General features: G+C 51.6%; 19 protein-coding genes, 2 pseudogenes and 1 riboswitch. Of the genes and pseudogenes, 9 read left to right on the top strand and 12 right to left on the bottom strand.

Annotated features, from left to right (window positions below):
• Position 1 precedes the first annotated feature (1 nt).
• Positions 2-1822: pseudogene (locus tag ACTQ33_RS15350) on the bottom strand (MSCRAMM family protein); the annotation flags it as partial.
• 26 nt (positions 1823-1848) lie between these two features.
• Positions 1849-2214, bottom strand: a complete 366-nt coding sequence (locus ACTQ33_RS15345) for a hypothetical protein (protein WP_441465404.1) — start codon at positions 2212-2214, stop codon at positions 1849-1851.
• Positions 2215-2533: 319 nt separating this feature from the next.
• Between ACTQ33_RS15345 and ACTQ33_RS15340 the strand changes: the two are divergent.
• Positions 2534-2761, top strand: a pseudogene (locus ACTQ33_RS15340) (transposase); the annotation flags it as partial.
• 195 nt (positions 2762-2956) lie between these two features.
• Here the strand turns inward: ACTQ33_RS15340 and ACTQ33_RS15335 are convergent.
• The 3 genes from ACTQ33_RS15335 to ACTQ33_RS15325 all read right to left on the bottom strand — a co-directional run bounded on the left by ACTQ33_RS15335 (position 2957) and on the right by ACTQ33_RS15325 (position 7287).
• On the bottom strand, positions 2957-4912 hold the full coding sequence (locus ACTQ33_RS15335) for an ABC transporter ATP-binding protein (RefSeq protein ID WP_441465420.1): 1956 nt from the start codon (positions 4910-4912) through the stop codon (positions 2957-2959).
• Positions 4902-6647, bottom strand: a complete 1746-nt coding sequence (locus ACTQ33_RS15330; protein ID WP_441465403.1) for an ABC transporter ATP-binding protein — start codon at positions 6645-6647, stop codon at positions 4902-4904. The genes ACTQ33_RS15335 and ACTQ33_RS15330 overlap by 11 nt, the downstream gene beginning before the upstream one ends.
• A 118-nt stretch (positions 6648-6765) precedes the next feature.
• A complete protein-coding gene (locus ACTQ33_RS15325; RefSeq protein WP_441465402.1) occupies positions 6766-7287 on the bottom strand; it encodes a MarR family winged helix-turn-helix transcriptional regulator in 522 nt (173 codons plus the stop codon).
• 586 nt (positions 7288-7873) lie between these two features.
• Between ACTQ33_RS15325 and ACTQ33_RS15320 the strand changes: the two genes are divergently transcribed.
• On the top strand, positions 7874-9049 hold the full coding sequence (locus tag ACTQ33_RS15320) for an IS110 family transposase (RefSeq protein ID WP_441465419.1): 1176 nt from the start codon (positions 7874-7876) through the stop codon (positions 9047-9049).
• A 483-nt stretch (positions 9050-9532) separates the two neighbouring features.
• Here the strand turns inward: ACTQ33_RS15320 and ACTQ33_RS15315 are convergent, their stop codons facing one another.
• Positions 9533-9964 (bottom strand): DDE-type integrase/transposase/recombinase, encoded by a 432-nt coding sequence (locus ACTQ33_RS15315; RefSeq protein ID WP_441465401.1) that lies wholly within the window; start codon positions 9962-9964, stop codon positions 9533-9535.
• Between the two features lie 47 nt (positions 9965-10011).
• Positions 10012-10332, bottom strand: coding sequence for a transposase (locus ACTQ33_RS15310; protein ID WP_441465400.1), 321 nt, complete (start codon positions 10330-10332; stop codon positions 10012-10014).
• Positions 10333-10390: 58 nt separating this feature from the next.
• Between ACTQ33_RS15310 and ACTQ33_RS15305 the strand changes: the two genes are divergently transcribed.
• Entirely contained in the window at positions 10391-10750 is a 360-nt protein-coding gene (locus tag ACTQ33_RS15305; protein ID WP_441465399.1) for a DUF2284 domain-containing protein, read from the top strand.
• A gap of 32 nt (positions 10751-10782) precedes the next feature.
• Entirely contained in the window at positions 10783-11412 is a 630-nt protein-coding gene (locus ACTQ33_RS15300; RefSeq protein ID WP_441465398.1) for a DUF3786 domain-containing protein, read from the top strand.
• Positions 11413-11635: 223 nt separating this feature from the next.
• On the opposite strand, the gene asrC is transcribed toward ACTQ33_RS15300, so the two are convergent.
• The 4 genes from asrC to ACTQ33_RS15280 form a co-directional block, all read right to left on the bottom strand.
• Positions 11636-12598, bottom strand: coding sequence for a sulfite reductase subunit C (gene asrC, locus ACTQ33_RS15295; RefSeq protein ID WP_441465397.1), 963 nt, complete (start codon positions 12596-12598; stop codon positions 11636-11638).
• 12 nt (positions 12599-12610) lie between these two features.
• The gene (asrB, locus tag ACTQ33_RS15290; RefSeq protein ID WP_441465418.1) at positions 12611-13402 is read right to left on the bottom strand and encodes an anaerobic sulfite reductase subunit AsrB; all 792 of its coding nucleotides are present in this window, start codon (positions 13400-13402) and stop codon (positions 12611-12613) included.
• Complete coding sequence (asrA, locus tag ACTQ33_RS15285) at positions 13402-14418, bottom strand: anaerobic sulfite reductase subunit AsrA (protein WP_441465396.1); 1017 nt, start codon at positions 14416-14418, stop codon at positions 13402-13404. The genes asrB and asrA overlap by 1 nt, the downstream gene beginning before the upstream one ends.
• Positions 14419-14571: 153 nt before the next feature.
• Positions 14572-15231, bottom strand: a complete 660-nt coding sequence (locus ACTQ33_RS15280; protein ID WP_441465395.1) for a Crp/Fnr family transcriptional regulator — start codon at positions 15229-15231, stop codon at positions 14572-14574.
• 128 nt (positions 15232-15359) lie between these two features.
• On the opposite strand from ACTQ33_RS15280, the gene ACTQ33_RS15275 reads away from it, so the two are divergent.
• The 3 genes from ACTQ33_RS15275 to ACTQ33_RS15265 are packed head-to-tail and all read left to right on the top strand — an operon-like array spanning position 15360 to position 16651.
• A complete protein-coding gene (locus ACTQ33_RS15275; RefSeq protein ID WP_441465394.1) occupies positions 15360-15863 on the top strand; it encodes an HD domain-containing protein in 504 nt (167 codons plus the stop codon).
• A 9-nt stretch (positions 15864-15872) separates the two neighbouring features.
• Entirely contained in the window at positions 15873-16382 is a 510-nt protein-coding gene (locus ACTQ33_RS15270) for an HD domain-containing protein (RefSeq protein WP_441465393.1), read from the top strand.
• A complete protein-coding gene (locus tag ACTQ33_RS15265; RefSeq protein ID WP_441465392.1) occupies positions 16379-16651 on the top strand; it encodes a TIGR04076 family protein in 273 nt (90 codons plus the stop codon). Before ACTQ33_RS15270 ends, ACTQ33_RS15265 begins: the two co-directional genes overlap by 4 nt.
• Before the next feature lie 210 nt (positions 16652-16861).
• Here ACTQ33_RS15265 and ACTQ33_RS15260 read toward each other — a convergent pair whose 3' ends face one another.
• The gene (locus tag ACTQ33_RS15260; RefSeq protein ID WP_441465391.1) at positions 16862-17791 is read right to left on the bottom strand and encodes a cation diffusion facilitator family transporter; all 930 of its coding nucleotides are present in this window, start codon (positions 17789-17791) and stop codon (positions 16862-16864) included.
• Positions 17792-17904: 113 nt separating this feature from the next.
• Positions 17905-17996, bottom strand: a riboswitch (NiCo riboswitch).
• Between the two features lie 206 nt (positions 17997-18202).
• On the opposite strand from ACTQ33_RS15260, the gene ACTQ33_RS15255 reads away from it, so the two are divergent.
• Together ACTQ33_RS15255 and ACTQ33_RS15250 are read left to right on the top strand one after the other, a co-directional pair.
• Positions 18203-18508 carry an ArsR/SmtB family transcription factor gene (locus ACTQ33_RS15255; protein WP_441465390.1) on the top strand — a complete coding sequence of 102 codons (306 nt, stop codon included), beginning with the start codon at positions 18203-18205 and terminating at the stop codon, positions 18506-18508.
• 91 nt (positions 18509-18599) lie between these two features.
• A complete protein-coding gene (locus tag ACTQ33_RS15250) occupies positions 18600-18800 on the top strand; it encodes a permease (protein WP_441465389.1) in 201 nt (66 codons plus the stop codon).
• The last annotated feature ends 109 nt before the right edge of the window (positions 18801-18909 follow it).

The following is an 18909-nucleotide window of genomic DNA, read 5'->3' as shown; positions in this document are numbered from 1 at the left end:
ATCACATGGGTTGCGGAAAGTGAACTCTTTCTCTAAAAGGAAAATGCATAAGTAGCTTTTGGTAGGCGCCGTCCTCCAGGGACACAAAGACACGACCGTTTTCATCGGTGGTAACCGTATCGATCCATTCATCATCCACCTTGCGGATCTCAAAGGTGGTATTCGGGATGCGCTCACTGGTCTGATCGGCGTTGACTTTGATGATCTCCACACCGCCCACGGGGTCGTTGTAGAAAGTGAGGGTCTGCGTATCATTGGGGTTCACAACGACCGTCTGCGTGCGGGTTTCCTCATGGATGGAATAGCCCTCGATGGTCTTGGTTTCGGTCACGACGATGGTGCCGGTTAAACCGGACAGGATGATCTGGCCGTTTTCATCGGTGGTATACAGGCCCTTGCTGGACAGGGTGCCGCCTTCGGCATCCACATAGGAGCCGTCCGCATAGGTCAGCTGAAACTCGACGCCCTCCAGCGGGGCCTTGGTGACGGAATCCAGCTTATTGATGATGAGATTACCCTTGGGCTGGTTGCGGAACTCCAATGTCACCGTTTCGCCGGACTTGATTTTGACAGTCTGGGGCGTGTCATCCAGCAAATAGCCGTCCCTGGCCCTGGTTTCCTTGACGACCAGTGTGGTGCCGGGGTCAATATCCTCAATAAGAATCGTACCGGCGCTATCGGTGACAAATTTGCCGTTGGCATCGCCCACCACGGTGCCGTCTGCGGTTGTAACCATGAACTCTACATCGCTAAGCGGCTTATGGGTTTCGCTGTCGATTTTCTTAATCAGCAGGCTACCCTTGGGGCTGTTCCCAAAATAGAGCTGCACCACATCCTGTTCCTTGCCGGAGATAAAAACGGTCTGAGGTGCGGTGTCAATGACGTGGCCATTCGGACTGGCCAGCTCCTCCACAACGTAGGTGCCAGCCTCCAGGCCGGTGACGGTAAAGCTGCCGTTGGCGCTGGTCTTATAGGTGCCGATGACGGTGCCGCCGCTGCCGGACGTGCCGCCCAGATACTTGACCTGGAATACCGCACCCTCCAGGGCCTCGCCGGTCTTGGAATCAAACTTCCAGACAATCAAGGCGGACAGGGGCGTGTTTTCAAAAATCAGCTCCACGGCCTTGTCATTGTCCACATAGATGATCTGCTCAGAGGGATCGCGGAGCGCGTAGCCCGTGGGCGGATTGACTTCCACCACCTTATACCAGCCGGTATCCAGCTTGTCCAGATGGATTTCGCCGTTCTCGTCGGTGTAGTAGTAGTTCTGGTCCAGCTTTTGGAACGTGCCGTCCTCGGTGTTGTCTTTGGATACCCAAAGTTCAAATTTTGCCCCCTTCAGAGGGTTGCCGGTGACAGAATCAATCTTGCGGATGGTCAGTCCTGGCTTTTTCTCATTCTCGATGGTGATTTCCGTCACCTTACCGGGCCGCAGATAGACCTCATGGGGCGTGGAATCGAGAATGTAGCCGTCCGGGGCTTGAATTTCTGTGACGATGTAATAGCCCTCGTCCAGATGGACGTTTTCAATGGTGATGGAGCCATCCGGGCCGACGGGGAAATCACCGATTTTCACGCCTGTCTTGGTTTTCACCTCAAAAATTGCGCCGGTTAGAGCGTTGCCATTGATGTCTACCTTATGAATCGTCAATGTGGGGCGCTTGTAGTTCTGGAACTGCACGGTGGCGTCGCGGTTCGGCTCCAGGGTGATTTGCTGGGGCGTGGTGTCCAGAATGTAATCCGCCGCTTTTACTGAATCCGTTAAGGATTCAGCAGTCAGAGCGGATTTTCCCCCGCTTCGCACCGTGCATGCGACTTTCACCGCACACGGCGCTCCATCAATGCAGATTATTTGTTGCGTGTATGTGAAATAACCAGTTTTTCCCTATAACCGCTAATTCTCTTTTGCGCTTTTGTATCAAATTCGCCAATGTCTTGGGGCGGGTTATTAACCGCAAAGAAACATTTCGTATGGAGTGAAACCAGATTGTTGACTCGATTCACCTTGTTCAGCGGAAGATTTGGATTGACCCGATGAGCATAGGGTGTGCTGGCAATAAGCCAGCCACCGCACACTCTGCACCTCAATTTGTCGCGATTGAGTGCATAGGCCCTGTTCATGACAAACTCAAAGTTGTTGAGCTGGCCCCACTTTCCGAGATTAACTGCTTGGGCAGCTTTGTCTGAACATATTTCATCCAGTCGTGCGTTCATGCGCTTCTTTTTTGTGCGCTTGAAATATAGCTGTCTGCCTTCTTCGGAGAATGGTGTTTCCAGCTGATTTTTGAGTGGAGTCATTTCCCATTTGCAGAAGGTGCCCCCATACCCGAATTGACGGACAGAAAAATCAGTCGTAAACTATGAATGAGCAAAACTGAAAAAGTGCACAAAAAGAAGACATCACCCCGTTGAATGATGTAGAATGTTTTTGATGAGAAACAAACTCCAAACAAAGGGGGATGCCTTATGTGGAGAAGTATACACCATTCAAAGACTATTTTCAATTGCTTGATGGAATTAAAATTGTGTCAGATACTGCGATTTTCCCAGTGAACACTGGATCCGTATCCGTACCAACAACGTGATTGAGAGGCTAAACCGGGAAATCCGCCGCCGCACCTGTGTAGTAGGTAGTTTCCTCGACGGTAACTCTGCTCTGATGCTGGTTTGTGCCCGGCTGTGCCATGTGGCCGGCACCCAGTGGGGCAACAAGAAGTACATGAACATGAAGCACCTGGAGAATGCCTCCATTGATGGCTGATTTCATTCATCCCAAAGTCTACAAACCAATTTGCGCAAAACTGTTGACACTACCGCCACGGCGGCTTTTGCTTACACTAAAAAACCAAAATGCCATAGGGGTTTCTATGGCATTCGGAAGAGAAAAAGGGTGCTGATCTTTCGCATCAGCACCCTTTTCAGCCAGTATGAATTTTTTGATGTTACATCTTTGGGATTATTCGAGTTCGAAGGCGCCGGTATACAGCTGATAGTACTTGCCCTTCAGGGCGATCAGCTCTTCGTGGCTGCCGCGCTCGATGATGCGGCCATGCTCAAGGACCATGATGGCATTGGAGTTCTGGACCGTGGAGAGGCGGTGGGCGATGACAAATACTGTCCGGCCGTACATCAGCGCGTCCATACCCCGCTGGACAATGGCCTCGGTACGGGTATCGATGGAAGAGGTGGCCTCATCAAGGATCATGACCGGAGGATCAGCCACGGCGGCCCGGGCGATGCTCAGCAGCTGCCGCTGGCCTTGGCTCAGGTTAGCGCCGTTGCCGCGGAGTACGGTGTTGTAGCCCTCGGGCAGACGGCGGATGAAGTCGTCGGCACCGGCCAGCTTGGCTGCTGCGATACACTCTTCGTCACGGGCCTCCAGATTGCCGTAGCGGATATTTTCCATGACGGTGCCAGTGAACAGGTTCGTGTCCTGAAGCACCATGCCCAGGGAATGCCGCAGATCAGCCTTTTTGATCTTGTTGATGTTGATACCATCGTAGCGGATCTTGCCGTCGTCGATGTCGTAGAACCGGTTGATGAGGTTGGTGATGGTGGTCTTACCGGCACCGGTGGCGCCGACAAAGGCGATCTTCTGGCCGGGCTTGGCGTAGAGGGAGATGTCGTGGAGGACTATTTTGTCCGGCGTGTAGCCAAAATCCACGTCATAGAACCGCACGTCGCCGGTCAGCTTGGTGTAGGTGACGGTGCCGTCGTGGTGGGGATGCTTCCAGGCCCAGACCATGGTGCGCTCGGGGCACTCGGTCAGGGTTCCGTCGGCGTTCTCCTTGGCGTTGACCAGAGTCACATAACCGTCATCGGTTTCGGGCTTCTCATCCAGCAGGGAGAAGATCCGGTGGGCGCCGGCCAGACCCATGATGACCATGTTGATCTGGTTGGATACCTGACCGATGGAGCCGGCGAACTGCTTGGTCATATTCAGGAACGGCACCACGATGCTGATGCTGAAAGCCATGCCGGAGAGGCTGACGTTGGGGGCACCGGACAGCAGCAGGGCACCGCCCACCAGTGCCACGACCACGTACATCACGTTGCCGACGTTGCCCAGCAGAGGCATGAGAATGTTGGCAAAACGGTTACCGTTGCGGGCGTTGAAGAAAATTTCGTCGTTGACTTTGTCAAAGTCGGCCTTAGCGGCTTCCTCGTGGCAGAAGACCTTGATGACCTTCTGGCCGGTCATCATTTCCTCCATGAACGCCTCGGCGTTGGCCAGGGTGATCTGCTGGCGCAGGAAGTAGGTGGAGGAGCGCTTGGTAATAGCGCGGGCGGCGAAGACCATACAGACGACGCCGACCACCACTACGAGGGCCAGAATGACGCTGTAGTAGACCATGATGCAGAACACCACGAACAGTGTGATGGCGGAGATGAGAATATTGGGAAGGCTCTGGCTGATGAGCTGGCGCAGGGTGTCGACATCGTTGGTGTAGTAGCTCATGATGTCGCCATGTCCATTGGTGTCAAAGTACCGGATGGGCAGGTCCTGCATGTGGTTGAACATCTTCTCGCGCATCTTTTTCAACGAGCCCTGAGTGATGATGGCCATCATCTGCGTGTAGAAGGCGCCGGCGATGAGACTGACCACATACATGGACACCAGGATTCCTACAAGGCCGAGGATTTTGCCGGATACCGCAGACCAGTCGCCGCTCTTGTAGCTTTGGTCTACCAAGGCGATGACCTTCTGCAGAAAGACCGCCGGCATGGAGCTGACGAGGGCATTGATCAGGATGCACACCAGCGTGACCGGCAGCAGCACCGGATAGAATTCAAACAGGGTTTTCAGCAGCCTGCGGAGTACGCCCTTGGGGGCGCGGCGGCCGCGACTGGTGGTGGTACGAGTCGCAGCGGGGGTGGCGTTTCGCTCTTCGATCGTGTTTTTACGCTTCATCATGATCACCTGCCTTTGTCTGGGACATGTACACTTCACGGTAAATCTCATTGCTCTTCAAAAGCTCTTCGTGGGTGCCGATGGCGCTGATGCGGCCACCGTCCATGACAATGATGCGGTCGGCGTCCTCCACCGAGGCCACGCGCTGGGCAATGATAATTTTGGTGGTATCCGGGATGAACTCGCGGAAGCCCTGGCGGATCAGGGCGTCGGTCCGGGTATCCACAGCGGAGGTGGAATCGTCGAGGATCAGGACCTTGGGCTTCTTCAGCAGGGCCCGGGCAATGCAGAGCCGCTGCTTCTGACCGCCGGAGACGTTGCTGCCGCCCTGCTCAATCCAGGTATCGTACTTGTCGGGGAACTGCTGAATGAACTCGTCGGCCTGGGCCAGACGGCAGGCCTCATACATCTCCTTGTCGGTGGCATTGGGGTTGCCCCAGCGGAGATTGTCCTTGATGGTGCCGGAGAACAGTACGTTCTTCTGCAGCACCATGGCCACGCTGTCGCGGAGGGTTTCCAGGTCATAGTTCCGCACGTCTACGCCACCGACCCGGACTGCGCCCTCCGTCACGTCATAGAGCCGGGGGATCAGCTGCACCAGGGTAGTCTTGGACGAGCCTGTACCGCCCAGGACGCCGATGAGTTCACCGGAACGGATGTGGAGATCCACATGCTCCAGGGCATTGCGCTCGGCGGTCCGGGAGTATTTGTAGCTGACGCCGTCAAAATCGATGGAACCGTCCTGTATTTCCGTGACCGCATTCTCGGGGCTGGTCAGGCTGCTCTTTTCCTGCAGCACCTCGACGATACGCTCGGCGGACTCCATGGACATGGCGATCATCACGAATACCATGGAGAGCATCATTAGGCTCATCAGGATCTGGAAGCTGTATGTAATGATGGCCGACATCTGGCCGACGTTGACCTCCAGGCCCTGGCTGGAAATGACGGCATAGGAGCCGAAGCTCAGAACGAAGACCATGCCGGTGTATACGCAGAATTGCATCATGGGGTTGTTAATGGCCATGATGCGCTCGGCACGGGTGAAGTCTCTGCGGACGTCCTCGGCGGCAGCGCCGAACTTCTTCTTCTCATAGTCCTCGCGGACATAGCTCTTGACCACGCGCATGGCCTGGACGTTTTCCTGCACCGAGTCGTTGAGGGCGTCGTACTTGCGGAACACCCGGCGGAAAATGGGGGTGGCTTTGCGGATCACCAGAGCCAGACCAACGCCCAGCAGGGGGATCGTCACCAGGAAGATCATGGCCAGGCGGCCGCCCATGGCAAAGCCCATGATGAAGGAGAAGATCAGCATCAGCGGGCAGCGGATGGCCACACGGATGATCATCATGAAGGACATCTGTACGTTGATGACATCGGTGGTCATCCGGGTTACCAGGCTTGAGACAGAGAACTTGTCGATGTTTTCAAACGAATAGTCCTGAATGCGGTAGAACATATCCTGCCGCAGATTCCGCGAAAAGCCCGTGGAGGCTGTGGCGCAGGTGCTGCCGGCTGCCACACCCAGAATCAGCGACAGCACAGCCATAATAATCAACTGCAAGCCGTATTGGACGATGACGTCCATGCCGCAGCCGGCCTGCATCTCGTTGACGAGATTGGCGATCACAAACGGGATGATGCATTCCAGAATGACCTCGCCTACCACCAGGATCGGTGTGAGGATTGCCGGCTTCTTGAATTCCCGTATGCTTTTACTCAGTGTTTTGATCATACCAGAAAATTCCTCCTATCCAAACTCCCGGAGCCTTCCGCGACCGTGGGCCGCCGCGCCTCCCGCGGTGCAGCGCCCATCCCGAGTTTGAAAACAAATTTTAACGAATATCCAGAGATTACCACCCGCGATCTTCGGGTGCTCTCGCCGTCTCATCAGCGGGCCGGGGGAATTGGTCCGCCGCCTGCGGCGCGCCGTTGGAAGCGCTGAGATTTCGGATCATCCGATCCAGGAAGCTGTGGAGCTGGGTGATTTCCACGGGGGACATGTCGCTGACCAGCCGCTGCTCCGACGCGGCCAGATGGTCGAGGACCTGCTGGTTGGTCTCCAGCGCCCGCTCTGTGACGAGAATCTGCTTGCACCGCCGGTCCTCCGGCGACGGCTCGAAGCGAAGATAGCCTTTGGCCTCCAGCCGCTGCAGCAGCCCCGACACCGTAGGATGGGTAAAGGAGAAGTGTCGCTCAAGGTCCCGTGGATAGACCGACTCCTGCCGGTGTGCCCGATAGCACAGGTAGCCCAGAACGATGGCCTGCGAACTGGTCAGGTCCAGGGAAGTGATGCTGTTGGTCATGTTCTGTGCCAGCAGCTTAGAGATGGTTTTGATCTTGAATCCCAGGTCGTCTTTGCCGACCGGTAACATGAATGCCGCCTCCTTTTTTACAAATTAGTAGCAGACTACATAATTTGGTAGCAAGCTACATAATAGTGGAAGAACGGCTGGTTGTCAAGGGACGTCGACAAAATATTTATTAGGTGTTTTGCCTGTGCAAAGTAGCAGGGAAGACGAGGATGTCAATTTGACATTCTCGTGCCTGCGGCGGTGGGATTTCGGCAGGAAGCGTTGCTCTGTCAGCAGGCCGTCGAGGACCCCGCCGACCGTGTGCGCACAGTGCCTTTTTAATGAATGAATTCCGGACATGCAAAAACCGCCGTAGGCAGGATGCCACGGCGGCCTTTGCGTGCCTGGAGTCTCTTTATACCTCGTATTATTAAAGAGTAGTATTTATATCCCCCCTCTTCAGGGGTGTGCTACACTGTATAGGATGCTGTGGATTGGTTTTCATCACCTACCACACGATGGTTTTTAAGAGGCTCCAACCACAGCCCTTTACAGTATTGTTGATTAATACCGCCAGACGGTTTATGTAGAACGAGGTTACAAGAGTAAAGTGTTCTGTGGATACAGCAGCATCACAACAAATAAACCGTTGGGGGTAAACACTATGATTATTACGGTCGGCATTGATGTGGCAAAGGAAAAACATGATTGCTTCATCCTTAGCTCGGAAGGTGAAGTTCTGGCAGATGTCTTCACAATCCAGAACAATGCTGAGGGATTCAACCAACTACTGCAAGTCATTCAGTCCTGCGCCTCTCCTATAGATAAAATGAAAGTAGGACTTGAGGCTACCGGACATTACAGCTACAACATTCTAGGATTTCTCCTTGAGAAAGGCCTGCCAACCTTTGTCATCAATCCCTTGCACACCAACCTGTACCGGAAAAGCCTGAGCCTTCGTAAAACCAAGACTGACCGGGTGGATGCACGAACCATTGCAACTATGTTAATGTCTGATGTGGGTCTCAAGTCCTACACAGACACATCATACCACAATGAGGAATTAAAGTCATTGACAAGATATAGATTTGATAAGGTAAAGCAACGGGCAAAATTGAAATCTTCCATTACTCGTCTGGTCTGCATTCTGTTCCCGGAGCTGGAAAAGTTAGTTCCCACTCTCCATATTGCCTCTGTTTATGCACTTTTGCTGGAATATCCCGGTGCCAAGCAGCTTGCTGGTGCTAACTTGACACACTTGAAAGCTGTTCTTTATGAGGCTTCCAAAGGTCGCTATGGCCGTGACCGGGCTATTATGTTGCGAGATGCTGCCAGAAATTCTATTGGCTCCTATATGCCTGCCAAGTCGTTGGAATTGAAGCACACAATCCGGTCAATTCAGGTATTAGATGCAGAGATTGAAGAAATTGAAACGGAGATTGAGAAACTCATGGAGCAGATTCAGTCGCCAATAACCTCTATCCCTGGTATTGGAAGCCGGATGGGAGCCATGATTCTGGCTGAGGTTGGAGATTTCTCCAATTTTGATTCTGCTGACAAAGTGCTGGCTTATGCCGGCCTGTCACCATCTACCTACCAATCCGGGCGAATGAACAATTGCTATGCTCACATGGAGAAGCGAGGCTCCAGATATTTGCGCTACGCCATATTTAATGCAACCAAGTATGTCTGTTATTGGGATCCCATTTTCAAAGCATACCTTGAAAAGAAGCGATCTGAGGGTAAGCATTATAATGTCGCTATCTCTCATGCTGCCAAGAAGCTGGTCAGACTGATCTACGCCATGCAGAGGTCCGGTCAGCCTTACCGCAAAGCTGGTTAACCATTCCTATAATCTTCTCCCAGGGCGCCGCCTGTGACGCTCTACTTGTAATACCATTTCTCGGTAGGTGCAAAAATCTGCAACATCTTTATTTCGGGGCTTGACTTTTAATAGTTAGTCTCCTAATGAGGTGTTCCGGAGACCTGGAGGAGCAGGATTTTACTGAAATTCCGAGCGGCGGGAAGCCGCTGGGCGCGCTAAGAATTTGCCAAGATTGCGCCTGATAATGGGGTGGAGGTGTGCTTTTTCGGCGGGAAATTACAACTTGGCACGCCGTCTGCACAGCATGCGAGACTACGAGATACGGCGGTGGGAAGGATTGGGGAAGCGCCGAACTTTTTCAGCTTATACGTTGTACTGGAGTGCCCTTACGGTATAATTACGACAAACCGGAAAAGCCCCGTAAAATCAAGGGTTTTGAGGTTTTCAGTTTGATTTTTTAATCCTTTTCCACACCTAAAAGTCATGCTGAAAAAAGTCGAATTAACCTACAATTTTACGGGTACACAGGTCCTTTACAATGGCAAGATAGAGCCAGCCCTCACCGGTGGGAATGTAGGTAATATCGCCCACCCAGGCTTGATTTGGGCGTTCAAAGAAGAAGTTTCGTTTGAGGAGATTCGATGCAACGGGATGGCTGTGCTGGGAGTTGGTTGTGACTTTATAGGCCCGATGTCTGGCCGAACAGATGCCGGCAAGGCGCATCTGACGGTGTACCCGCTTGCGAGAGCAGCCGAAATCCGGTTTGAGCAAATGATAGAGGCTGTCCAATCCCAGGGCAGGATATTTTTGGTGCAGTTCCACCAGTTTCCGTTTCAGTGCTTGATTGCGCTGCTCCCGTACACAGGGTTTACGATGCAGCCAATCATAGTAGCCGCTGCGCGAGATCTCCAGGGTCCGGCATACCTGTTCCACAGTGGCTCCCTGGCGGTGCAGCGCCTGAACGCAGCGGTATTTTTCCACTATGGTTTCGACAGGATGCCGACGGATTTTTTTAGGACGTCAATGACCTCCTCCTTCTCACCCAGCTGCTTGCGCAGCGTACGGATCTCCGCTTCCAGCTCCCGTATCCGCTGCTGTTCCCGGTTGTAGCGGCTCACTTGGCCCAGCTGCATCCCGGAGGCCTTCAGCCAGCTCCGTAGGGTGTCGATGCAAATACCGAGGTCTCGAGCAACTTCCTTGGGGTCCCGTCCCTGCTCTGTTACCATTTTCACCGCGCCGGCTTTGAAGGCAGTATCGTAGCGAGGTGGCGGCGCACCTTTTTTGTCCTTTTGCTGTTCCATTTTTTTCGCCCCTTTCTATTCCAGTTTACGACTGTTTTTTCTGTCCGTCAATTCGGGTATGGGGGCACGGGCGCGATGCTTTCAATATACAACGGCTATGGTGTTTAACGCTATGTATCCGTTGGAGGATTCCTTTGATTATGAAGGGATGCTGGCGGGGCACAGAGCTTTCAAGGCGCTGTGCGATCGGTTGTATGATTGGGCGAGCAAGCAGCTTCCATCCATGCTTCTGCTGTCCAATGAAGGATGCATCCGGTGCAAACGCTGCACCTATCCGTCGGTGGCCTGCCGAATGCCGGAACGATTGTTTCCTGCTCTGGAGGGCTTTGGAATTCAAGTGGCCCAACTTGCGAAAGCTGCGGGGCTCTCCTATAGCACAGCAGGTGCTGTAACCTATTTTGGCATGCTGCTCTATTGACTATGCTGACAGATCAGAAAGGGGAGGGGCTTGTGCAAAGAAATAATTACGAACAGATGCGGGATAAAATGCGCGGGGCATTCCTGCAATATGACCAGCAGAAAATGATTGACAAATTTCACCTGGATCATGACGCGGCGTATCTGTATCCGACCTTTCTTTCCAGAGCCTATCGAATTGACCGGGGCACCGGTGTGGTTACTTGGTCTGATGATGGATTTGTGCATACGACAGAGGCGGATTATAATGAATCCATGACCATCTATGATGTGCTGTGCTATTCCAAGGATGACTGCCGGTTGGCGGGAAGATTTTGCCCCTTGCACGCGGCCAAAGGGTGTGCCAGTACGGTCTATGTAGGAAACAATCTGTTCCAGCCCATTGCAAAGCAGTTCCAAGGCCGTACAGCGCTGCTGCAAAAAGCACTGTGGACGCTGGGCAACCCCTCGCCGCTGGGCGGCGATGTGTCGGCGGAAATCAGAGTATTTCTGTTTTTGCCGGTAATCGTCCAATTCTGGGATGCGGATGAGGAGTTTCCGGCCAGTTTTACGATGCTGTACGATGAAAACATTCTGGATTTTATGCACTTTGAAACGGTGTTTTTCATGACCGCCCATCTTCTGGCCCGATTGCAGGAGATTGTTGCAGCGCTTCAACGCTAACCTATTAAAAGCTATGTGGGGGCGCGTACACCCAGTTTGATCTTGTCACCGTACTCTGTATACTTTTTTAAAACGTTGTCCATGGGTTGTGGACGCCACATAGCTGAGGGGGATACCATAGGGAGTACCGTCAGGGCCAACGGTAGACAGGACACCATACTCTCCCTTTTCCAGAATGACTTCAATATCTGCTCCAAAGAGTTCTTTATCTTTTCTGCGCATGTCAATACGTTACACCTTTCCAATACATAGGGGTCGTGACTTCTGCGATCTCCGGCAGGGTCACGTCCCGCAGGGCCCACTTTTTGAATTCTTCAAATCCGGTACGATCTACAATATAGCCGATGTGCTCCTTGCCGCCGGGAGCGTTGGGATCAATATACTCCTTCACATAGTCGTATGTGTTGAGGATGATTTTGATGATGCTGTCGGCGTCCGCCCACTTGATGAAATCCTCACCCATGCGGGGATTTTTCTTGCCGGTGCGGCCGAAAATGGTCAAACGGAAGTATTTGGCCTCGCTGCGGGTCCAGGCGGCGTTGGGGCAGGCCAGGACACATTCACCGCAACCAATGCACCGCCGCGCATCTCGCTGAGGCCGGTAGTTGACGGCCTTCAGAGCCTCCACCGACTTGGTGCGGCAGGCCTTGACACAGGCGCCGCAGCTGACGCAGCGGTCCGGCTCCAGATGGGGTTCTGTCATGCCCATGATGCCGAAGTCATGCATCCGTACCTTGGCGCAGTCGTTGGGGCAGCCGGTGAGAGCGATCTTGAAGTGGAGATCGTTGGGAAACACAGCCTTTTCAATCCGTTGGGCCAAGGCTGTTGTATCATAGCAGGCATAGGGGCAGACCCGGTTGCCGACACAGGCGGTGATATTCCGGGTACCAGCAGCGGGATAACCGCAGCCTGCTTCGTCCTGATTGATCTCCAGACCGTCAATGAGGCTTTGCAGGGCCGCGTTGACCTCCGGCATCTTTTCAAAGGGGATGCCGGGAATCTCAAAGCCCTGGCGGCTGGTGATATGAACTGTGCCGTTGCCGTAAGTTTCGGCAATCTTCTGAATATCGCTCAGGTATTTGGCGTCCAGATGGCCGCCGGGGACGCGGACGCGGGAGGCGGTGAGCCCTCGTTCCTTGGTCACGCGAAACGCGTTCTTTTTCAGTGCTTTCGTGTTGATATCCATAGTGCGCCCTCCTTAATCCACAAGAAATTTGCCTTTGGTGTAGTTGAATACCGGGCCATCCAGACAGATGTAGGTGTCACCGACTTTGCAGTGGCCGCACTTGCCCAGACCGCAGCACATTTTCCGTTCCTGGGAGATCCAGATATTTTCCTCCGGCAGTCCGATATTCCGAAGGCCCTGGACGGAGAAGCGCATCATGGCGGGAGGACCCACAACGATGGCAACGGTATCCTCCACATTGCCTAACTGAATTTGGGGAATATACTGGGTGACCAGGCCCACGTGGCAGGCCACATCTTCCTCGGCGCAGTCCACCGTCAGAATGACATCCATACTGTTTTCCCAACGCTTCAGATCTTCCCGGAAGAGAATATCATGGGGCGTTTTGAATCCGGCAATCAGCGTCATATGGCCCCGCTGCTCGGGGTGACGGGCAAAGTGGTCTACCACGCCCCGCACCGGGGACAGGCCCGTGCCGCCGGCCATGATGATGAGATCCTTGCCAACATAATTCGACAGATCAAAACCATTGCCGTAGGGACCACGCAGCAGCAGCGTATCCCCTGCATAGCGCTCAAACACCTCATTGGTGACCTTGCCCACCCGGCGGATGGTCAGATCGATAAAACCATCACCGATGCCGCTGACAGAAATAGGGGCCTCTCCATATTTGGGAATGGACACTTCAAAAAATTGCCCCGGTTCCACCTTGCCGTGGTATTCCATGCGGAAGGTGTATTCAATGGATGTATGGCGTACAACCTCCAGAATTTTGGAAGGGAAGGGGATATAGTCGTTTTTGATCATGATTCTGTCACCTCCGTCATGGCGTTCTGTAATTTGTTAATACAGTTGGAAAAAGAGATATACTCTGGGCAGATATCATCGCACCGGCCGCAGCCCACGCACATATGGTAGCCGTTGCGCTGCTTGTAGTCCAGGACCTTGTGGAGCACCTTGAACCGCATCCGCTCACCGTTCTTTTTCCGGTAGCTGCCGCCGCCGGCCACATCGGTGAAGCCGTCCACCATGCAGGAAGCCCAGACCCGGCGGCGCTCGCCGACTTTGCCGTTTTCGTTGTAATAGAGATCCTGCATGGTAAAGCAGGTGCAGGTGGGGCAGACGAAGTTACAGCGGCCGCAGGCGATGCAGCGGCTGTCATACTCGTTCCACATGGCGCTTTTTGCCACATCGGCCGTCAGATTCTCGGGAATCTGTACAGTGACATGGTTTTCCGTCACATGAGCCGGAACCACGTCCTGCTGAGAGCACCCTGCCAATTCCAGCTGACGGGCCCAGTCCTCGTTTTTGCAGTCCACCAGATAGGTGCCGTCGGACTGGCGGTCGATGCTCATGTCGTAGTCGGCGCTGATATTGGTACCCATGCTGACACAGAAACAATTGTCAAAGGATTGCTCGCAGCCCATGAGCACGATTTTGAGGTTTTCCCGCAGACGACTGTAGTAGTAATCCGCCGGGCCATTGTGCAGATACATGTCATCCAGCCGCTTGAGGGCGTGCAGGTCACAGCTGCGCAGGAAAATGACAGCGCCCTTCTGGGGCCCGTCGGCTTCCTTGGTCGCTCCGTCGGTAAAGAAAAACAATGTCTGGGAAACGGGTGTTAGAATCTCCTTGAAGGAATAGTCAGACTTTTTGTCGAAGACAATTTCTTCTGCCGACTGGATCTCGCCGTAGCGAATGCAGTCTGTGTCGGAGAACCGGCCGCCGCCAGGAAAGATGCGGGGCGCATAGATATGGTAATTTGCTTGCCATACCTGGAGTAATGCGTCGAATTGCAGGTCAGTCACGTGATACCCCATGGAATTTCCTCCTTGTGTTTTGTATTGGTTGGATTTTCTGTGGGCAGTGTATCATAAAAAGATGCGGAGTTACGTTGCGTGCGCAACGTAACTCCGCGTCTTTCCGATATTTTTTTATCCATTATGAATCATTCCGCCAGAGGGCGCGTTTACTTACAACAGGGTAAATACATTCCTGTGATACACCAGTAAGCCGTCTTTTTGCATGCACGACAATTCTCTGGACAGGGCACTGCGGTCGGCACACAGATATTCGGCCAACTCCACCCGCCCCAGAGGAATTGTAATGCAGCTGTTGTTTTGCTCTGCCGCCTGATTCTGTAAGTACGCCATGATTTTTTCACGGAGCGTTTTCTTGGAAATCACTTCAATTTTCTGCATCAGTTGAACATTTTTGTCACCGATCAAACGAACCATGTTTTCAATTAGTCGGTGATGAAAGGTGCAGCTCATTTTGCAGGAATGAATGATTTTATAAAAGGGCAGAAACAACACGGTACAGGGTGTAGCAGCCAGAAAGCTCACACGGGCATCCAAATGACTGCCGCAGGAAAAAGACTCGCCAAACAGCTCGCCATCTTTCATTGTGACAAGGAGCGTTTGATAGCCTTCGGCATCCTCTTTGACCATATGAACAACTCCAGACAAAATAATGCCAACGTTTCGCACTTTATGGCTCTCTAAAAGAATCAGTTCTCCTTTGTGGTAGTTTTTTTGAAAACTTCTCATGCAAGTGAGCATGGCGGGAAGGTCTTCCTCGCGAATACCGGTAAACAATGGTAACTGAATCAATTGGTGCAAATCGATCTGCATATGTCTACTCCTTTCCAACTGAAATTTAGTATAATATTTTCCACTGTATGTTGCAAGTGCAACGGAAAGAAAAGGCAATATGCTTTATCCTTATAAAGAAGCATAACCTGGAAAGGAGATTCGTTTAAATGATCAATAATGAAACGCATCTTTTATACAGTGCGCTTTGTTATGAGGCGGGCCATGGCAGACGAACACAGCATATACTGAAAGTTTATGCGTTGGCAAAATTGCTGGGGGAACAGGCGGGAATTTCCCCGGAAGAGCAGCAAATCCTGCAGGCCGCAGCGATTTTGCATGACATTGCCATCAAGTATTGCAAAGAGCACGGGGATGGAGATGCCGGCCAGGAGAAACAGAAGCAGGTGGCTCCGCAGCTGGTCATTCCATTTTTACAGAACGCAGAGTATTTGCCGTCGTATATCCCGAAAGTACTGGAGCTGGTGGAACGGCATCACGATTATGATGGCCCCAAAAGCAAGCTGCTGCAGCTGCTGATGGAGGCGGATTTGATAGTAAACTGTTATGAAAGCCGCCCAAACCATGAAAAAATACCAGCGATTCAGGCTGTTTTCCAAACACACGCAGGAAAAGAACTTTTGTCGCTCTGTTTGAAAGATGCGGCAGAATAGGAGGTCTCTATGAACCGGACAGAATTCATTGATTTGCTTACACTGAAGATGATGGAATTCAATCGGGAGGATCCGAAGCGCATCCAACATTTTATGAAAGTGCATCGTTTTGCACAGATGATCGGCCAGATGGAACATCTGGATGACCACACACAGTTTGTAACGGAATGTGCGGCTTTGGTTCATGATATTGGAATCCGACCGGCCGAGGAAAAATACGGCAGCAGCAGTGGAAAGCTACAGGAGCAGGAAGGGCCGACACACGCCCGCAGGATGCTGGAAGAATTGTGCCTCAATGAGGCGGAGATTACAAGAATCTGCTATTTGGTCGCCCATCACCACACCTATACCAATATAGACGGTCTGGATTATCAAATTCTGGTTGAAGCAGACTTTCTGGTGAATTTTTACGAGGATTCACTGGAACAGGATGCGATTCAATCTGCCGTAGAAAAAATTTTCCGCACGAGTGCAGGCAAAACTCTTTGCAGACTTTCCTATTTGGGAGGAGATCGATGATGAAAAAACCGAAAATTAAAATGCGCCTGATTGATCAAAAGGGCCATAGGGGCTGTCATCGTGGTCATCAAATTGGAGATACATTTGACTTTGACACAGAAAGAGGGAAACTTTGTCCCATGGCAATGCATGTTGCATTTCCCTATATTGACATCCTTCGATATGGTGGGAAGCTGCCAAGTCAACCGGATGGGTCTATTATTTTCTGCTGCCCGGACGTGGATGTGATCAATGTCTTTCAGATAGAAATAGAGGAGGAAAAATGCTGAAATGAATTTCTATATTGAACAAGCAAATCAGCAGTTTGTTCCTGTGTACAATCGCTATCCCATCATACTGAACCATGGATAGGGTATGTATCTTTAGCATCTGGATTTTGGTTCTTCCAGCATTCTGTAGGAAACGCAAAATAATTCTGGTCCAGTAATATCTCTAGTTAACATAATGGGCATTCGGGGCCGCGCTCATGCATTAGGATATCACTCATCCATGTTGCTGGCCGGATTCACGTGAATCATAATATGTTTCACGTCTGAAAACTGATGTTCCACATCTTTGTGTACACGTTCCGCTACTCCGTGGGCCTCACGGAGAGATTTATCTCCGTCTACGGAAATCTCCAAATCGATATAAACCTTGTTTCCGAACATCCTGGACCGAAGCATATCAACGCCGACCACATCCTCCTGGGCTGCGATATACTCCACGAGTTGTTTCTCATAGTCCTCGCCGCAGGAGGTGTCCAACATTTTGACCAAAGCATCCTTGGAGATATCATAGGCAACTTTTACGATAAAGAGACAGATTACGACGCTTGCTACGGAATCCAGCACTGGAAATCCCAGCATGGCTCCGCCAATGCCAATCAAGGAGCCGATAGAGGAAAAGGCATCGGAACGATGATGCCACGCGTCGGCCAGGAACGCGGCAGAATTGATCAACTTGGCGTAGTAACGTGTATACCAATACATAGCCTCCTTACCGACGATGGAAACAATCGCCGCTACAAGGGCAATGGTGCTGGGAATGGCCAATGTCTCGTAATTTCCGGAGAGAATGTTTTCTACGCCAACCTTGCCTACACCGATTCCAGTTGCCAGCAGTACAAGGCCCAGTATCAGGGACGCAACGCACTCCAGCCGCTCATGTCCGTATGGATGGGAGTCGTCTGCGGCGCGCTTGGAGACTTTTACGCCAATCCATGCAATCAGCGTGGTCAGAACATCAGAGAAAGAGTGGATGGCATCGGAAATCATGGCGCCGGAGTTTCCTGCAATTCCTGCGAACATCTTAAACCCGGAAAGTATGGTGTTTCCAATGACGCTGACCAAGGATAGATTGCGGATAACCGCCGTCTCATTGATCGGATGGGAAGTGGATTGAGGTGTGTTTTCATGTTTTGTTGTCATAAAAGATTCCTCCTGTTTCGTCCTATAGGCTGACAGTGATTGTTCTCTTATGAGCACCCCATCGAGAGGATCTGTTCCGCAGATGGCAATAAAAAAACACCTGTGGAACATACAACTGTCCCACAGATGTAAAGAATCATCTGCTGCCGCGGTAGCGGCCCGGCCCCATGCCCAAACGGGTCATCGCCTGCTCAGTTTGTACTGTTGATCTCGCACCCTAAAACAGGGTGTAATGCAGTGCAAAGAGTTTATGAAATTGTACGCTATCCTATGCCGGTTGTCAAGAAAAAGTTCTACTGCTGTCAAATGTTATTTTGTAGCCCCGCCTGAAAAAATCAAATTGACTTTTTTGGATTTGAGGTGTATACTAACCATCAGTTCGAATATATTGGATTTGGAAGGGGGAGTACAATGCGTGATCACGCTGCGGATGCAAAGGTATTCAAAGCCTTCTGCGATGTGAACCGTTTGCAAATTTTGGAGCTGCTTCGCAGTGGTGAAAAATGTTCGTGCGTTTTGCTGGAAGATTTGCATATCAGCCAATCCACGTTATCCTATCACATGAAGATTTTATGTGATTCTGGTATCGTGGTCGGTCGTGTGGAAGGGAAGTGGACTCATTACGGAATTAGCGATGAGGGCAGCCAATATGCAAAAGAATTGTTGCAACTGTTGACCGAAAAAAATACATGCACACAAAATAGCTGTGCCTGCTAAAAATAAAAGCCATCGGTTGGGCGATGGCTTTTATTCAGAAATTTAAATCGAAAATTTTAGAACTGTTTGTCCAATGAAAGGAGAGCACTTTATGGAAACAATTCGTATGATCTGGCTGTTCTTCCAGGATCAGATTCTGGGAATGAAGTGGCTTAATACTTTAATCGGCAATGTCTTGACCGCAATAGGGCTATCTCTTGACAGCGTGATTGGCGGCGCATTGCAATTTTTCCTCTACGATACTATCAAAATTTTTGTTCTGCTCTCGGTATTGATCTTCGGCATTTCTTAGGAGCCGCTGATTAAATGAAGCATTACAGCTTATAAAGGGCAGCAATCGTGTCAAATCATGCAAGATATGCTCAAAATTCAGTCATATTTTGCTGTTTTTGCGCCATTTT

This window comes from Candidatus Avoscillospira sp. LCP25S3_F1 (assembly GCF_052117125.1).
Taxonomy (GTDB): Bacteria; Bacillota; Clostridia; order Oscillospirales; family Oscillospiraceae; genus Avoscillospira_A.
This window is presented reverse-complemented; position numbering and strand designations above follow the sequence as displayed.

What these genes read in the sequence shown, in the direction of transcription:
- ACTQ33_RS15345 (WP_441465404.1), bottom strand. Translation starts at nt 2,214, where the DNA reads ATGAACGCACGACTGGATGAAATATGTTCAGACAAAGCTGCCCAAGCA.
- ACTQ33_RS15335 (WP_441465420.1), bottom strand. Translation starts at nt 4,912, where the DNA reads ATGAAGCGTAAAAACACGATCGAAGAGCGAAACGCCACCCCCGCTGCG.
- ACTQ33_RS15330 (WP_441465403.1), bottom strand. Translation starts at nt 6,647, where the DNA reads ATGATCAAAACACTGAGTAAAAGCATACGGGAATTCAAGAAGCCGGCA.
- ACTQ33_RS15325 (WP_441465402.1), bottom strand. Translation starts at nt 7,287, where the DNA reads ATGTTACCGGTCGGCAAAGACGACCTGGGATTCAAGATCAAAACCATC.
- ACTQ33_RS15310 (WP_441465400.1), bottom strand. Translation starts at nt 10,332, where the DNA reads ATGGAACAGCAAAAGGACAAAAAAGGTGCGCCGCCACCTCGCTACGAT.
- ACTQ33_RS15305 (WP_441465399.1), top strand. Translation starts at nt 10,391, where the DNA reads ATGGGGGCACGGGCGCGATGCTTTCAATATACAACGGCTATGGTGTTT.
- asrC (WP_441465397.1), bottom strand. Translation starts at nt 12,598, where the DNA reads ATGGATATCAACACGAAAGCACTGAAAAAGAACGCGTTTCGCGTGACC.
- asrA (WP_441465396.1), bottom strand. Translation starts at nt 14,418, where the DNA reads ATGGGGTATCACGTGACTGACCTGCAATTCGACGCATTACTCCAGGTA.
- ACTQ33_RS15280 (WP_441465395.1), bottom strand. Translation starts at nt 15,231, where the DNA reads ATGCAGATCGATTTGCACCAATTGATTCAGTTACCATTGTTTACCGGT.
- ACTQ33_RS15275 (WP_441465394.1), top strand. Translation starts at nt 15,360, where the DNA reads ATGATCAATAATGAAACGCATCTTTTATACAGTGCGCTTTGTTATGAG.
- ACTQ33_RS15270 (WP_441465393.1), top strand. Translation starts at nt 15,873, where the DNA reads ATGAACCGGACAGAATTCATTGATTTGCTTACACTGAAGATGATGGAA.
- ACTQ33_RS15265 (WP_441465392.1), top strand. Translation starts at nt 16,379, where the DNA reads ATGATGAAAAAACCGAAAATTAAAATGCGCCTGATTGATCAAAAGGGC.
- ACTQ33_RS15260 (WP_441465391.1), bottom strand. Translation starts at nt 17,791, where the DNA reads ATGACAACAAAACATGAAAACACACCTCAATCCACTTCCCATCCGATC.
- ACTQ33_RS15255 (WP_441465390.1), top strand. Translation starts at nt 18,203, where the DNA reads ATGCGTGATCACGCTGCGGATGCAAAGGTATTCAAAGCCTTCTGCGAT.
- ACTQ33_RS15250 (WP_441465389.1), top strand. Translation starts at nt 18,600, where the DNA reads ATGGAAACAATTCGTATGATCTGGCTGTTCTTCCAGGATCAGATTCTG.